This is a genomic window from Nitratidesulfovibrio sp. SRB-5, assembly GCF_019931275.1.
Taxonomy (GTDB): Bacteria; Desulfobacterota; Desulfovibrionia; order Desulfovibrionales; family Desulfovibrionaceae; genus Cupidesulfovibrio.
This window is the reverse complement of sequence record NZ_JAIOTY010000002.1, coordinates 273,247-287,885: the sequence shown is the minus strand read 5'-3', so window position 1 is coordinate 287,885 and position 14,639 is coordinate 273,247. Positions and strand designations below refer to the sequence as shown.

13 protein-coding genes are annotated in these 14,639 nt (G+C 68.1%); 9 read left to right on the top strand and 4 right to left on the bottom strand.

Annotated elements, in window-relative coordinates; all coding sequences use genetic code 11:
• Positions 1 to 481: 481 nt before the first annotated feature.
• From purD to K6142_RS08670, 4 genes are all read left to right on the top strand, one after another.
• Entirely contained in the window at positions 482 to 1,759 is a 1,278-nt protein-coding gene (purD, locus tag K6142_RS08685; RefSeq protein WP_190244743.1) for a phosphoribosylamine--glycine ligase, read from the top strand.
• Positions 1,760 to 2,075: 316 nt separating this feature from the next.
• Positions 2,076 to 2,576, top strand: a complete 501-nt coding sequence (gene purE / locus K6142_RS08680) for a 5-(carboxyamino)imidazole ribonucleotide mutase (RefSeq protein WP_190244742.1) — start codon at positions 2,076 to 2,078, stop codon at positions 2,574 to 2,576.
• Positions 2,577 to 2,685: 109 nt separating this feature from the next.
• Positions 2,686 to 2,892 (top strand): type II toxin-antitoxin system HicA family toxin, encoded by a 207-nt coding sequence (locus K6142_RS08675; RefSeq protein ID WP_190244741.1) that lies wholly within the window; start codon positions 2,686 to 2,688, stop codon positions 2,890 to 2,892.
• A complete protein-coding gene (locus K6142_RS08670) occupies positions 2,889 to 3,305 on the top strand; it encodes a type II toxin-antitoxin system HicB family antitoxin (RefSeq protein WP_223290333.1) in 417 nt (138 codons plus the stop codon). The genes K6142_RS08675 and K6142_RS08670 overlap by 4 nt, the downstream gene beginning before the upstream one ends.
• A gap of 248 nt (positions 3,306 to 3,553) precedes the next feature.
• Here K6142_RS08670 and K6142_RS08665 read toward each other — a convergent pair whose 3' ends face one another.
• The 3 genes from K6142_RS08665 to K6142_RS08655 all read right to left on the bottom strand — a co-directional run bounded on the left by K6142_RS08665 (position 3,554) and on the right by K6142_RS08655 (position 5,687).
• Positions 3,554 to 3,877, bottom strand: coding sequence for a hypothetical protein (locus K6142_RS08665; protein ID WP_190244740.1), 324 nt, complete (start codon positions 3,875 to 3,877; stop codon positions 3,554 to 3,556).
• Between the two features lie 182 nt (positions 3,878 to 4,059).
• A complete protein-coding gene (locus K6142_RS08660; RefSeq protein WP_190244739.1) occupies positions 4,060 to 4,857 on the bottom strand; it encodes an ABC transporter permease in 798 nt (265 codons plus the stop codon).
• Positions 4,854 to 5,687, bottom strand: a complete 834-nt coding sequence (locus K6142_RS08655; protein WP_190244738.1) for an ATP-binding cassette domain-containing protein — start codon at positions 5,685 to 5,687, stop codon at positions 4,854 to 4,856. The genes K6142_RS08660 and K6142_RS08655 overlap by 4 nt, the downstream gene beginning before the upstream one ends.
• Positions 5,688 to 6,022: 335 nt before the next feature.
• Here K6142_RS08655 and mutL point away from each other — a divergent pair, with 335 nt between their 5' ends.
• From mutL to K6142_RS08630, 5 genes are all read left to right on the top strand, one after another.
• Positions 6,023 to 8,299 (top strand): DNA mismatch repair endonuclease MutL, encoded by a 2,277-nt coding sequence (gene mutL, locus K6142_RS08650; RefSeq protein WP_190244737.1) that lies wholly within the window; start codon positions 6,023 to 6,025, stop codon positions 8,297 to 8,299.
• A gap of 242 nt (positions 8,300 to 8,541) precedes the next feature.
• The gene (locus K6142_RS08645; RefSeq protein ID WP_190244736.1) at positions 8,542 to 10,074 is read left to right on the top strand and encodes a response regulator; all 1,533 of its coding nucleotides are present in this window, start codon (positions 8,542 to 8,544) and stop codon (positions 10,072 to 10,074) included.
• A 387-nt stretch (positions 10,075 to 10,461) separates the two neighbouring features.
• The gene (locus K6142_RS08640) at positions 10,462 to 10,866 is read left to right on the top strand and encodes a cytochrome c3 family protein (RefSeq protein WP_190244735.1); all 405 of its coding nucleotides are present in this window, start codon (positions 10,462 to 10,464) and stop codon (positions 10,864 to 10,866) included.
• Positions 10,863 to 11,831: a hydrogenase small subunit gene (locus K6142_RS08635; protein WP_190244734.1), complete on the top strand. Its 969-nt coding sequence runs from the start codon at positions 10,863 to 10,865 to the stop codon at positions 11,829 to 11,831. Before K6142_RS08640 ends, K6142_RS08635 begins: the two co-directional genes overlap by 4 nt.
• Positions 11,832 to 11,842: 11 nt before the next feature.
• Entirely contained in the window at positions 11,843 to 13,492 is a 1,650-nt protein-coding gene (locus K6142_RS08630) for a nickel-dependent hydrogenase large subunit (protein WP_190244733.1), read from the top strand.
• Between the two features lie 153 nt (positions 13,493 to 13,645).
• On the opposite strand, the gene rfaD is transcribed toward K6142_RS08630, so the two are convergent.
• On the bottom strand, positions 13,646 to 14,629 hold the full coding sequence (gene rfaD, locus K6142_RS08625) for an ADP-glyceromanno-heptose 6-epimerase (RefSeq protein WP_012612855.1): 984 nt from the start codon (positions 14,627 to 14,629) through the stop codon (positions 13,646 to 13,648).
• Between the last annotated feature and the right edge of the window lie 10 nt (positions 14,630 to 14,639).

The following is a 14,639-nucleotide window of genomic DNA, read 5'->3' as shown; positions in this document are numbered from 1 at the left end:
AGCAAACCGGTCGGGCATGGGGCCGTGTTCCGGGCATGCGACGGACCTGCTCTCAACAGACGCCGGACATGTTCTGGATGGGCCCCGGAGCGTGCTGACGGCGGGCGCGCGGCTTGTGCGGCGGCGCAAAAGCCTGTATCTGAGGCCCACGCAACGCACCGGCCAGTCCTCCTTGCGGGGGGACATCGACAACCCACCGGAAAGCCGCCGGTGATTTGCCGCAGGCTGCGCCCCGGCGAGACACGACGAGGCGCGGCGAGGCGCGGCGCGGTGGCCTGTGCGCACCGGCACCGCAACCGCCTGTCACAGCCGGTCACAGCCGGTCACCATGACCTCGGAACACGGCATCGCGCGGCGCCCGCATATTGTATACAATCCGGGGCGCACCAGAGAGCTACCACGAATCCTCGCGGGGGAAAACCCCGGCCAGCCGCCGTGCGGCCCCCGCATCATCACCCCTTGCCGCATCAGGAGGCCCACAGTGCGGATACTCATCGTCGGATCCGGCGGGCGTGAACACGCCCTGGCCTGGAAGCTGCGCCAGAGCCCCCTCGTCAAGGACATCTTCATCGCGCCCGGCAACGGCGGCACCGCCCTTGAAGGCACCAACGTGTCCATTTCCGACGGCGACCTGCCCGCGCTGGTGCGCTTTGCGCTGGACGAAAAGATCGACCTCGTGGTGCCCGGTCCGGAACTGCCGCTGGTGCTGGGCATCAAGGACGCCATGGTCGCTGCGGGCGTGCCCTGCTTCGGCCCCGACGCCTACGGCGCGCAACTGGAAGGCAGCAAGGCCTTCGCCAAGGAAGTGATGCGCGCGGCGGGCGTGCCCACCGCCGCCTTCGGCGTGTTCGACACTGCCGATGCGGCCCGCGCGTACATCCGCCAAAACGGCGCGCCCGTGGTGGTCAAGGCCGACGGCCTTGCCGCCGGCAAGGGCGTGGTTGTGGCCCGCACCGTGGACGAGGCGCTGGAAGCCGTGGACGACATGATGGTCAGGCGCGCCTTTGGCGACGCGGGCGCCCGTGTGGTGGTGGAAAGCGCGCTGGCGGGCGAGGAAGCCTCCTTCCTGTGCCTGTGCGACGGTGAAACGGTTCTTCCGCTGCCCTCCGCGCAGGACCACAAGGCCGTGTTCGACAACGACGAAGGCCCCAACACCGGCGGCATGGGCGCATACAGCCCCGCCCCGGTGCTGCCCGAAACGCGCTACGAGGAAATGATCGACCTCGTGATCCGCCCCGTGCTGCGCGAACTGATCAAGCGCGGCCATCCCTTCACCGGGGTGCTGTACGCGGGCCTGATGATGACCGCCGAAGGCCCCATGGTGCTGGAATTCAACACCCGCTTCGGCGACCCGGAATGCCAGCCGCTGCTGATGCGCCTTGACGGCGACCTTGCCGCCATCATGGTGGCGGGCGCGCAGGGCCGCCTGCATGAAACCACCCTGCCCCTGAAGCGCGAAACCGCCTTGGGCGTGGTCATGGCGGCCAAGGGCTACCCCGGCAGCTATGTCAAGGGCATGACCATTTCCGGCATCGAGGATGCCGAGGCGCTGGGCCCGGTGAAGGTGTTCCAGGCGGGCACCGAGCAGCGCGACGGCGCTTCCGTGTCGCGCGGCGGGCGCGTGCTGTGCGTCACCGCCCTGGGTGACACCCTGGCCGACGCACAGGCGCTGGCGTACAAGGCCGTCTCCCGGGTGCGCATGGACAACGCCCACTACCGCAGCGACATCGGTGCCAAGGGCCTGAAGCGCGGGGCGTAGCCCCGCGCGCGGATACATCTGCAAGAAAGGGCCGGGTGGCGGCTTGCCGTTCCCGGCCACGATTGATCGAACCCAGTCCCGAACGGTCCTGATGGCTTCGACCGAAGCAGCCGGGCCAGCCGGGCATGACCGAACCCGACCGAACCTGAACGGGTCGGCATGGATTGGCACGGAGCGGCATGGGCCACGCACGACGTTTTCGGCACTGCCCGCGCGTTCCGCCACGCCGTCCAGCAGATACCAGTCCGGATTGAACCGGTTCACGGCGGCACGCAACGCCCGGTTACCGAACCCTTATCGACAACAGGAGATCAGCATGACCAAGGTTGCCGTTTTCATGGGCTCTGCCTCGGACGAGGACACCGTACGCCCGTGCACCGAAGTGCTCGACAGCCTGGGCATTTCCTACCTGTTCACCGTCAGCTCCGCCCACCGCACCCCGGAACGTACGGAAAACCTGGTGACCAAGCTGGAAGCCGAAGGCTGCCAGGTGTTCATCTGCGCGGCGGGCATGGCCGCCCACCTGGCCGGGGCCGTGGCCGCGCGCACCCAGAAGCCGGTCATCGGCATTCCCGTGGCGGCGTCGGCCCTTGGCGGCATGGACGCCCTGCTGGCCACGGTGCAGATGCCCCCCGGCTTTCCGGTGGCCACGGTGGCGCTGGACAAGGCAGGCGCGCGCAACGCCGCCTGGCTGGCCGCGCAAATCCTGGCCCTGGCCGATCCGGCCCTGTCGCAGCGCCTTGCCGCCGCCCGCGCCAAGATGAAGGCCGACGCCGAAAGGGCCGGGGAAGAACTGGAAGCCCGGTACCGGAAGTAGCCTGTTTCCATCATCCCCGAGCGAATCACCAACCTTGCACCTGAAAGGATGCGTACCATGCGCATCCTTTTTTCTTGACCCTGATGCGTACCATGCGCATTATGAGTACATGCACAGCAGGGACGTCATCAGGTGCCTTCGCGCCGCCGGGTTCGAAGAAGTGGGAAAGCGGGGCAGCCACCTCAAGTTGCGCCATCCCGACGGGCGTATGGCCATCGTCCCCGACCCCAAGAAGGATCTGCCCCTGGGCACCCTGTGCAGCATCGAACGACAGTCCGGCGTACCGCTGCGTGCCGCAACGGACAACAAGAGGTGAGTACCGTGCTCTATCCGGTCATCGTCCACAAGGATGCGGACAGCGCCTACGGCGTGATCCTGCCCGACTTTCCCGGCTGCTTCACGGCGGGAGATACTCTGGAAGAAGCCCTGACCAACGCGCAGGAGGCCGTGGAACTGCATTTCGAAGGGGAGCGCGACGCCGTGGCCCCTGCCCCCTCCCCGATCGATGCGGTGCTCGGCAGTGAGGATGCCCGCGACGGTGCCGTGCTGCTGGTGAATATCGACCTGTCCTTCCTGGATACGACGTCGGTTCCCGTAAACATCACCATGCCCGTGCACATCCGCAACACCATCGACCGCGCGGCCAAGGCGCGCGGCATGAGCCGCTCGGCGTTCATGGTGGAAAGCGCCCTGCGCGCCGCCGGGCCGGGCAAGGCCGCAGGCGCGTAGCCCGCATACCCCCCGACACAACGACGGCCGCGCCCCATCGGGACGCGGCCGTCATGCGTTTGGTCCGTTTCGGAAAAGTTCGGAAAGGAATCGTCCCTTGCCGTGGGGCAACCGGGAGGGGTTGCGAACCCGTCAAAACCTCTGGTGGCCGACACTCCGGTGTCCGGCCTGCTCGAATCCGGCGCTCTCGTGTCCGGTCATTGCGCGGGCGGGTATTCGTGCCTGCCGTGCGCGCCCTGGCTCGCCCGTCAGGCGTTGCCCATGGGCTCCCCGTCACGCAGCAGGTCGCGGTACACGATCTCACTAAGGCGAATGACCTTCAGGCGATACTCGTCTTCTTCCGGGTGGCAGTGCGCGCAGCCGTCGGTGACGATCATGCAGTGCTCGTCAATGTCGGCGGCGTTGACGCCCACGCCATGCAGTACAACGGTTGCGCGGCCATGCTCCCACATTACCGGCCTGCCGCAACGGGCGCATTCCACAAACATCAATTCAGGGTCATAGCCTTTCGGCTGCGATGGCACGTGGGGCTGCCGCTCAACAACGCGATCAATGCGGTCAATCTGGCGCATGGCGTTCCTCCCTGGCTTGTGCCCGGCTCGTGCCGAACCTTTTGATGGTCGCGGAATCGTTGGTCGTTCATCCTCCCGATTGTTCCCGTGCAGCGATCCATGGCGGGCGTTCGGCACTGCGAATGACTGGCCGTAACCGTCACCGCACCGTCACCTGACGGGCCGTCCGTCTGTTCCATGGGCTATGCCTTCAACAGTAAGTTATGCGCGCGCCCGAAGCAACGCTTTCGGACAAGGTGCAACACGATAAAAGTGGCCAGCGCCGTGGAGGCCACGATCATCAGCATGACCACTATCTGGTAGCGCACGGCGTCCGCCGGATCCGCCCCGGCCATGATCTGGCCGGTCATCATGCCGGGTATGGACACCAGCCCCACGCCCATCATGGAATTGACGGACGGAATCATGCCCGCGCGCAGCGCCCCGCGAAAGATGTCGGCGCTGGCCTCGTCCCGGTCCGCGCCAAGGCACAGGCGCATTTCCACCTCTGCCCGGTGGGCGCGCAGGTCGGAGAACAGCCGGTCCAGCGCCACGGCCAGCGCGTTCATGGAATTGCCCGCCACCATGCCCCCGATGGGGATGAAGTACTGCGGCTCCCACCACGGCCTGGCCCCGATGATCAGCCCCGTGACCACGAAGGTGACCAGAAAGAAGGTCACCTGCACCGCCAGCAGGGTGGGCATGAAGTAGTCCACGCTCTTCTCGCGCACCCGCCCCTTGACGATGCGCGCCGCGAACCAGGTCATGGCCATGTACATGCCCACCACCAGCAGCGCCGATTGCAGGCCGAACAGGATGCGCAGCAGGTAGCCCATGGCGAACAACTGGGCAAAGGTGCGCAGCGTGCCGATGGCCAGGTCGCGTTCCAGCTTCAGGTGGTGCACCAGCGACAGCGCGCCCGCCAGCAGCACGAACACCACGGCCACGGCCAGTTGCCCCGGGCCGATCTGGATGTAGGCCATGCCCAGCGGATCGTTCATGCGGCACCCCCGGCCACCATGCCTGCGGCGGCGTTAGCGGGATGGCCCACCGCCACTTCGCGCACCCCGCCATCCTGCACGCGCACGTCGCGCCAGGGGCGGCGCGCCGGGCGGTAGGCCCCGTGGGTGACCATGAGCACGGTCACCCCGTCCTCGTTCAGTTCCTCGGTCAGGGCTTCCACCACCGCGCTGCTTTCCGGGTCCAGCGCGCTGGTGGGTTCGTCCATCAGCAGGGCGGCGGGCCGCAGCAGCATCGTACGAATGATGCACACCCGCTGGCGCTGGCCCACGCTCAACGCCGCCGCCGTGGCGTCCAGCCCCACCCCGGCCATCCGAAAGCGGGTCAGCCACCCGGCCAGTTCCGCATCGTCGGGCGGGGTCAGCCCCTTGTTGGCCGCAAAGGTGAACGGCAGCAGCAGGTTGTCGCGCACCGTGCCCTCGCCCACCGTGGGGGTCTGCTGCACGAAGCCCAGGGTGCGGCGCAACTCCGCCGGTGGAATGTCCGCCACCGGTCGGCCACCACATCGGACCACCCCGGCGTCGGCCTCTTCCAGCCGCACGGCAAGCCGCAGCAGGGTGGATTTGCCCGCGCCCGACGGCCCGGTGAGCATGACGAAATCGCCGGGGTGCACCCCAAGGTTCACGTGGGCAAGGCCGGGGTGCGCGGGCACGCCGGAACCGGCAGGCGCGACGGTGGATGGCCGGACCGATGCCCCGGCGGGCCGAGCCGACGGATCAGCGTTTCCCGCGCCCGGCTTGGCCGCACCATCCCCTGTCGTGCCGGACGCATACGCGAACGACATGTCGTCGAACTGAAGAAGTGGCTGCATGGCACCAATCTACCGCCGGGCACGCGGGGGTGTCACCAACTATCATCCGGGCAAATGCAGGCGTGGCGTCACGCAGGTGGCCACCAATGCCGACACGGGCAAAGGCGAACACGGGTCGGGCGGGCATAGACAGGATGAACAGCGCAAGGGTGAATGCGGCCAGTGCGGACGCGGGAGCCAACGCCCGCAATGCGGGGTCATTCGCGCCCCGCCCCCACCTGCCCGCCCGGCCCCACCCGGCCCCGCCCGGCCCCGCCCGGCCCTCCAAAGCCCCTCCCGCGCAGGCGTCCCCGCCGCCGCTTTACCTTGCCCGCCCGAGTGGCTACAGATGAATCATGCACACGCACGACCACGACACCGCCCCTTCCCCCGTTTCCGACAACACCACGTCCCCGACTGCGGATACCACGCACTCCTCCCCCGCGCACGGCGCGCGCCGCCGCATCCAGGTGCTGCCCACCGATCTGCGCAACCAGATTGCCGCGGGCGAGGTGGTGGAACGCCCGGCCAGCGTGGTCAAGGAACTGGTGGAAAACAGCCTGGACGCCGGGGCCACCACCGTGGAGGTGGCACTGGACAACGGCGGGCAGTCGCTGATCATGGTGCGCGACGACGGCACCGGCATCCCGGCGGAAGAACTGGAACTGGCCGTCACCCGCCACGCCACCAGCAAGGTGGCCAACCTGGCGGAACTGGCCCGCATCGGCAGCTTCGGCTTCCGGGGCGAGGCGCTGCCCTCCATTGCCTCGGTGTCGCGGTTCCGCATGACCTCCGCCCCGGTGGCTCCAGATGGCACCCCCGGCGAGGCCACCTACATAGAGGTGGCGCACGGCCACGTGATGTCCGCCGGTCCGGCGGCGCTGCACCGGGGCACCATCGTCGAGGTGCGCGACCTGTTCGCCAACGTGCCCGCGCGCCTGAAATTCCTGAAGACCCAGTCCACCGAACTGAAGCGCGCCCAGGAGCTGTTCGCGCGGCTGGCCCTGACCCGGCCCGACGTGGCCTTCACCCTGTCCGCGGGCGGGCGCGAGGTGCTGCGCTTTCCCGCCGGGCAGACCCTGGCCCGGCGGCTGGCCGTGCTGTGGCCCCCGGCGGTGGTGGACACCCTGCACCCCTTCGACCGCATGACCGACGGCATCCGGGTGCACGGCCTGACGGCGGACCCGCGCGGCGCGCAGCCCCGGCCCGACCGCATGCTGCTGTACGTCAATGGCCGCGCCGTCAACGACCGGCTGCTGCTGAAAGCCGTGCGCGAGGCGTACAAGGGCCGCCTGCTGGCCCGCGAATACCCGCAACTGGCGCTGTTTCTGGACATCGACCCGGAAGAGGTGGACGTGAACGTGCACCCGGCCAAGAACGAGGTGCGCTTTCGCGACGAGCGCGCCGTGTTCGTGGCCGTGCTGCGCGCGCTGGGCGAATCGCTGGACCGCATGCCCGCCATGGGCGCGGGCGATGAGGCCGCGGGGGCGCTGCCGGGGCAGAACCCGTTCGCGGTCGGGGGGCAGCAGCCGGGCGACTGGCGGGCCGTGGATCACCGGCAATTCGGACAAGCGCCCCAGTCCCACGCCGCCGGCAACAATCCTTCCGCCCCGGACGCACCCCGGCGCGAGGCGCGCCCCCTGGGCTTCTGGGGGCAGGCCGACGCCCGCGACGTGATCATCGACAAGCGCCAGCGCGAGGACGATCCCTACGCGGCCCCTGCCGGCAATGACTCCCATGGGGCTCACGACGCCGGGCACATCCCGCACGGGGGCCACGCCACAGCCGATCCGTTCGGGCCATCCGGCTCCGGTGCTTTGGCTGGCGCTGGCCCCACCCATCCTTCCGACCCCGCAGAACCTTCGGGCTCCGCAGACCCGCACATCGACTTCCGCCCCGGCCTGCCCGGCGCGCGCCGCGACGGCCCGGCACCCGCACTGCTGGTGGCCGAGGAAGCGAGCCTTGCCGCATCCCCCGGCCTGCTTGCCGACGGCTCCCGCCCGTTCACCGACGCGGACGCCCCCACCGCGCAGTCCTTCCCGGCAGACTTCATCCCAGAGGACACCCGCGAGGGCGGCGTGCGCATCGGCGACTACACCTACCTCGGCCAGATCGCGGACACCTATCTGGTGCTGCGCCGGGGCCGCGACACCCTGTTGCTGGTGGACCAGCACGCCGCCCACGAATGCGTGCTGCACGAACGCATCAGGCGGCGCGGCACGGCGGGCGGCGGGCAATTCCTGGCCCTGCCCGTGGAACTGCCCCTGCATCCGGCGGAGGCGGAACGGCTGCACGAACTGCGCCCGGATCTGGAAGCCCTGGGCTTTGCGCTGGAAACCACCGGCGCCACGGTGCGCGCCCGCGCCGTGCCCGCCCTGCTGGACCGTTCCGAAGCCGCCGCCTTCCTGCGCGAGGCGGTGGCCGGGCGCACCAGCAGCCTGGATGCGTTGTGGGCCATGATGGCCTGCAAGGGCGCCATCAAGGCCGGGCAGCGCCTGACGCCCGACGAGGCCGCCGGACTGGTGGCCCAGTGGCTGGCCACGCCGGGGCGCGACTTCTGCCCGCATGGCCGCCCGGCTGTGCTCACCTTCACGCCCGGCGAGATGGAGCGGATGTTCAAGCGAAAAGCCTAGGCGACTGTTCCCGGCTTGCCTTTTTGCCCCTTTCCGCCTTTCCGTCCTTTCCGCCAATTCCGCTCAGCCCCTTTACCCGGTGCCTGCGCGGGGGTACTCTGTGCGGAATACCCCCGCGCAGGCACCGGGGCCTCGGCGTTTCGGCCCTGCCCATGCCCGAGCCCTGTGCCGCCGGGCACCACCCGTGTCCGCAACGCCTGCCCGCGCGCCCCGCGCCGCGCGGCCGCAAGGAGCCCGACCCCATGTGTCCACCTCCCTCGCAGCCGCCCCAGCCGCCCCGATCGCCGTCATTTCCCCCGCCCGGCGCCGCCCACCCGCATGGCCGCCCCGCCTGCGTGCTGTCGGTGGAGGACGATCCGGTCATCCGCCAGTCCATCGCCGGATGGCTTTCCGATGAAGGCTACCTGGTCCTGGAGGCCGAGGACGGCATCTCGGCGCTGCGGGCCGTGCGTGAACAACGCCCCGACGTGGTGCTGCTGGACCTGGGCATTCCCGGCATTTCCGGCGATGCCGTGCTGGAGCGCATGGCCCAGGAATCGCCCGAGGTGCCGGTGGTGGTGGTTTCGGGCCGGGCCGAGATCGGCGATGCCATCAACGCCTTCAAGCTGGGCGCATGGGACTACATCACCAAGCCCATCCTGAACATGAACATGCTGGCGCTCACGGTGCGCAACTGCCTGGAGCGCCGCCGCCTGCGCGAGCGGCTGTCGGCCATGGAATCGCGCTATTCCGGACTGGTGCAGGGGTTGCCGGTGGTGGTCTTCAGCCTGGACGACACGCTGGAGCTCACCTTCATCAACGAGGCCTGCCGCACGGTGCTGGGCTGGACGCCGGAACAGGCCCTGCTGGAACCCGGCTGGTTCATGGACAACGTATTCCCCGAAGACCGCGAGCGCGTGCGCGGTGCATTTTCCGGCGCGTTTTCCGCCAGCACCCCGTTTTCGCTGGAATTCCGCATGATCAACCCGCGCGGGATACCCCTGTTCGTGCAGGCCCGCTCCACCGCCGTGGCCTCGCCCGACCTTTCGCGCGGCATGCCGGGCCGCATCGAAGGGGTGCTTATCGACCTTTCGCGCCGGGTGTTTCTGGAACGGCTGCTGGTGCAGCGCGAAAAGCTGAACACCCTGGGCGCGCTGGTGGACGAGATAGCCCACGAATTCCGCAACCCGGTCTTCGCGCTGGCTGGCTTTGCCCGCACCCTGCACCGCAAGTTTCCGGACGCCCACGAGGCGGAAGTGGTGCTGGAAGAAGCCACCCGCCTGGAAGCCCTGATCAACCGGGTGCAGCAGTACCTGGCCCCCGTGGACATCGTGCCCCGCCCGTGCAGCCTTGCCGCCGTGCTGGACTTTGCGGCGGACCTGCTGCACGCCCCCTTGCAGCGCAAGGGGGTGGAACTGCGGGTGGAGGCCGCCGCCAGCCTGCCGCCCGTGCAGTCCGACCCGGACCTGCTGGCCCAGATCGTGGTGGGCATGGCGGGGCTGGCCGTGGAACACGGCGTGCCCGGCAGCGAAGCCGTGCTGCGCTGCCGGGACGCGGGCCGTGGCCAGCTGGTGGAGGTGCTGTTGCGCACCGAATCGCCCCTGGCCCACGACGCGGAACTTTCGCTGATGCCCTTCGGCGACCAGCAGGGACCGCAGCCGCTGGCCGTCAGCTACAAGCTGGCCCGCGACCTGAGCTGTCTGCTGCACGTCCGGCGAGAACCGGACGGCCTGCTGCTGATGCTGGCCGTGCCCGTAAACCCCGACGACGTGGCCGACCTGCTGGCCGAGGAGTAGCACGGCAACGTCCCTCGCCTATTGCCCCGCGCCCTTTCCCCGCATTCCGCTCCCCAAGGCCCGACCCGTCAAGGTGCCGGGCCTTTCCTTTCGTCCACACACTTGCCGGACGCGACATGTCTGGCGCGACATGTCTGGCGCGAAGCGTCCGGCCCGAAGTGTCCGGCCCGAAGTGTCCGGCGTTTCCGCCCCCGTCCAAGGCCGCCGCACGCATACCCCGTCAGGCCACCTCCCTGCCCGTCGCACCGGGCCCTTCAGCCGCACCTTCCACCGCCTCGCCCGGTGGCACGCTTTCCCATTTCGTATCCCATCATGATTATCATTCGCCGCCATAGCCTTCGTTAATACGTTCAAGCATCCACAACCCCCATCAGGGAGGCGAACCCGATGCACCGTATCCGATGTCTTGCGGCGGCTTTCCTCCTGCTCCTGCTGCCCACGGCGCTGCTGGCGTACGAGGTGCCCAAGGAGATCATCATCAAGCGGCCGGAAAAGAACCAGCCCATGGCCGCATGGGTAAAGGCGGTCACCTTTCCCCACGGCAAGCACGCCGTGCTGAATTCCTGCGATTCGTGCCACCACGAAGAGTCGGACAGGACACTCGGCCAGTTCCTGCCCTGCACCCAGTGCCACAACAAGCCCACGGTCACGGAAACCTCGTCGTTCTACATGGCCTGGCACAACGACAGCACCCACAGTTGCCTGGGCTGCCACCGCAAGATGCGCGAGGCCGGAAAGATGCCCCCCCTCTCGTGCACCCGTGGCTGCCACAAGAAGACGGAGGCCCAATGAACGCTCTCGCCCAATTCGTGGCGCGCCGTGCAGAGGCCGAGGAACGCGGCGTCTCGCGGCGCGACTTTCTGAAATTCTGCGGCATGGTGGCCGTGGCCATGGGGCTGGAGGCCTCCATGGGCGCGCAGATCGCCCGCGCGCTGGAAGGAAAGAAAAAACCGTCGGTCGTGTACCTGCACGGCGCGGAATGCACCGGCTGCACCGAGGCGCTGCTGCGTCTGGTGGACCCGTACTTCGACGTGCTGATCATGGAGGTTGTCTCGCTGGACTACTGCGAGACGGTCATGGCCGCCGCCGGGCACGCCGCCCACGCGGCGCTGCAAAAGGCCATCAGGAACCCGGACGGCTATTTCTGCGTCATCGAAGGGGCCATCCCCACCCGCGACGGCGGGGTGTACGGCCAGGTGGGCGGGCAGACCATGTTGTCACTGTTCACCGAGGTGGCGGGCAAGGCCAAGGGCGTCATCGCCATGGGCAGTTGCGCCAGCTACGGGGGCATCCAGGCGGCGGCACCCAACCCGTCCAGGGCCATCGGGGTAGGCGCAGCGCTGAAACCGCTGGGCATCGCGCCCATCAACCTGCCCGGCTGCCCGCCCAACCCCGTGAACTTCGTGGGCACGGTGGTGCACCTGCTGACCAAGGGCCTGCCCGACCTCGACACCTCGGGCCGCCCCAGGCTGTTCTACGGCAAGACCGTGCACGACATGTGCGAACGGCGGCCCCACTTCGACAAGGGCGAATTCGCCCCCACGTTCTCGTCGCAGCAGGCACGCGACGGCTGGTGCCTGCACAAGCTGGGGTGCCGTGGCCCGTGGACCTACAACAACTGTCCCACCGCGCTGTTCAACCAGACCACCTGGCCGGTGCGCTCGGGCGCGCCCTGCATCGGATGCAGCGAACCCGGATTCTGGGACCAGCTTGCCCCCTTCAACCGCGACGTGCGCGAAAAGGGCGATGACGCCTGAGGAGGCATTTCATGGCTGACAAAGCCTATACCGGCCGCATCGTGGTGGACCCGGTCACCCGCATCGAGGGACACCTGAAGATCGACGTCTCGGTCAGGAACGGGGTGGTGGACAACGCGTGGTCCAGCACCCAGTTGTTCCGGGGGCTGGAGATCATCGTCAAGGGCCGCCCGCCGGAAGACGTGCACAACTACGTGCAGCGCGCCTGCGGCGTGTGCACCACCACCCACTCGCTCACCAGCATTCGCGCCGTGGAAAACGCCATGGGCTTCAAGGCCCCCCCGGCGGCGGAACTGGTGCGCCACCTGATTCTGGCCACGCTCATCGTGCACGACCATCTGGTGCACTTCTACCACCTGCATTCGCTGGACTTCTGCGACGTGGCCAACGCCCTGAAGGCCGACCCGGTGGCCGCGGCCAAGCTGGCGTCAGAGGTTTCCGGTCGCGACGTCCCCCCCGGCGACCTGTTCGTGGTGCACGGCAGGCTGAAGAAATTCGTGGATGCCGGGCAACTGGGCTGGCTGGACAACGCCTACTTCCTGGGCGGGCACCCGGCCTACCGCCTGTCGCCGGAAGAAAACCTGGTGGTGGCCGCCAACTACATCGAAGCCTTGCGCGTGCAGATGAAGATCGCCAGGGCCATGGCCATCTTTGCGGGCAAGAACCCCCATTCGCAGACCATGCGCGTGGGCGGGGTGACCTGCTACGAGGCCCTGCGCCCCGAACGGCTGGCGGAATTCCGCGCCCTGTACGAGGAGTGCCGCACCTTCATCAACCACAACTACCTGGGCGACCTGACCATTCTGGGCCGCCGCTACCCCGAGGTGGCCGCGTACGGGCGCACCACCAACTACATGGACTTCTCCGACTTCCACGACCCGGAAACCGGCAAGGACCCGTTCTTCCGGGGCGGGGTGCTGTGGGGCCACGCCATCGGCAAGACCGAGGAACTGGACCCCGCACAGATCCAGGAACACCTGTCGCGCGGTTGGTACAAGCCGGGTCCGCCCGCCCACCCCTATGACGGCGTGACCGACCCGGACTACACCGGCTACGACCCCAACGGCCACTACTCGTGGTCCAAGGCCCCCCGCTACAAGGGCGAGGCCGTGGAAACCGGGGCGCTGGCCCGCCGCCTGATCGCCTATTCACGCGGCGAGCAGGAAACCGTCACCCGCATGGACGCCTGGCTTGCCGCCTGCAAGCTGAAGCAGGAGAACCTGTTCTCCACCATGGGCCGCACGGCGGCGCGCATGGTGGAAAGCGTCATCCTGATGAACCGCGTGCAGGGCTGGCTGAACGACCTTGAAGACCGCGCCAAGGCCGGTCCCGTGGAAATCTACAGGGAATGGACCATGCCCGACGAGGCCAAGGGCGTGGGCTTCTGCGCGGTGACGCGCGGGGGGCTTTCGCACTGGATACGCATAGAAAAGGGCAAGACCGCCAACTACCAGATGGTGGTGCCCAGCACGTGGAACCTTGGCCCGCGCTGCGACAAGGGCAAGCCGTCCGCAGTGGAGCAATCGCTGATGGGCAACCCGGTGCTGGACCCCGACCGCCCGGTGGAACTGCTGCGCACAGTGCATTCGTTCGACCCGTGCATTGCCTGTTCCGTGCATGTGCTGCACGCGGGGGGCAAGCGGTCGTTCCGCATCCTGTAGCGATAGGGACGATGGGCGATTGGGAGTGCGAGCAGACGAAACCCGCGCCCCAACGAGACACGACACATGTATAACGGGGCGGACCGCGCACATCACGCGGACCGCCCCGTTTCGCTGTCTTCTTTTTTTTGGGGGGGGTGGGGACTATCCGCCCTACGCTTCCGGGCTCAGGTACGGATCATCGGTGGCCAGGTAGCCGCGCACGTAGTCGTCCACGCCCTCTTCCAGCGACCGGAACGGCACGTCGCACCCGGCCCGGCGCAGCTTGTCCATGCTGGCCTGGGTGTAGTTCTGGTACTTGCCCGCAAGGTGCGCGGGCATGTCCATGTATTCGATGACCGGCTGGCGGTCCATGGACGCGAACACGGCGCGGGCCAGGTCGTTCCAGGTGCGCGAGGTGCCGGTGCCCACGTTGAACACGCCGCCCACCTCGGGGTGCTGCAACAGCCACCACATCACCTCCACGCAGTCCTTCACGTACACGAAGTCGCGCATCTGGCCGCCATCGGCGTAGTCCGGGTGGTTGGAGCGGAACAGGGTGATGCGGCCCGCGTTGTTCACGTTGTGGAACGACTTGCAGATGACGCTGCGCATGTCGTCCTTGTGGTATTCGTTGGGCCCGTAAACGTTGAAGAACTTCAGGCTGGCGATGGAATCCAGCACGCCTTCGCGCCGCGCCCACAGGTCGAACAGCTGCTTGGAATAGCCGTACATGTTCAGGGGCTTCAGGCGGGGCATCAGTTCGTCGTCGTCGGAAAAGCCCAGCGTGCCGTCGCCGTAGGTGGCGGCGCTGCTGGCGTTGACGAAGCGCGCGCCGGTCTGCATGGCCAGCGTGCACAGCATGCGGCTGTAGCGGAAGTTGTTTTCCATCAGGAAGTCGGCGTCGCGCTCGGTGGTGGACGAGCACGCTCCCATGTGCACGATGGCGTCCACTTCCCACGGCAGGTCGCCGTGCAGGACCATGTCCATGAACCCGTCGCGGTGGATGTAGTCCGCGTAGCGCAGGTTGACGAGGTTCTTCCACTTTTCCGTGGTGGCCAGGTTGTCCACGACGATGATGTCGTCGATGCCCATGCGGTTCAGCTTCCAGACCATGGCGCTGCCGATGAACCCCGCGCCGCCGGTGACGATGTACATTTCAGGCTCC

Excerpts from the sequence above, each read along its gene's own strand:
- purE (WP_190244742.1), top strand. The coding sequence starts at position 2,076 with ATGACCAAGGTTGCCGTTTTCATGGGCTCTGCCTCGGACGAGGACACC.
- K6142_RS08675 (WP_190244741.1), top strand. The coding sequence starts at position 2,686 with ATGCACAGCAGGGACGTCATCAGGTGCCTTCGCGCCGCCGGGTTCGAA.
- K6142_RS08665 (WP_190244740.1), bottom strand. The coding sequence starts at position 3,877 with ATGCGCCAGATTGACCGCATTGATCGCGTTGTTGAGCGGCAGCCCCAC.
- K6142_RS08660 (WP_190244739.1), bottom strand. The coding sequence starts at position 4,857 with ATGAACGATCCGCTGGGCATGGCCTACATCCAGATCGGCCCGGGGCAA.
- K6142_RS08655 (WP_190244738.1), bottom strand. The coding sequence starts at position 5,687 with ATGCAGCCACTTCTTCAGTTCGACGACATGTCGTTCGCGTATGCGTCC.
- mutL (WP_190244737.1), top strand. The coding sequence starts at position 6,023 with ATGCACACGCACGACCACGACACCGCCCCTTCCCCCGTTTCCGACAAC.
- K6142_RS08645 (WP_190244736.1), top strand. The coding sequence starts at position 8,542 with ATGTGTCCACCTCCCTCGCAGCCGCCCCAGCCGCCCCGATCGCCGTCA.
- K6142_RS08640 (WP_190244735.1), top strand. The coding sequence starts at position 10,462 with ATGCACCGTATCCGATGTCTTGCGGCGGCTTTCCTCCTGCTCCTGCTG.
- K6142_RS08635 (WP_190244734.1), top strand. The coding sequence starts at position 10,863 with ATGAACGCTCTCGCCCAATTCGTGGCGCGCCGTGCAGAGGCCGAGGAA.
- K6142_RS08630 (WP_190244733.1), top strand. The coding sequence starts at position 11,843 with ATGGCTGACAAAGCCTATACCGGCCGCATCGTGGTGGACCCGGTCACC.
- rfaD (WP_012612855.1), bottom strand. The coding sequence starts at position 14,629 with ATGTACATCGTCACCGGCGGCGCGGGGTTCATCGGCAGCGCCATGGTC.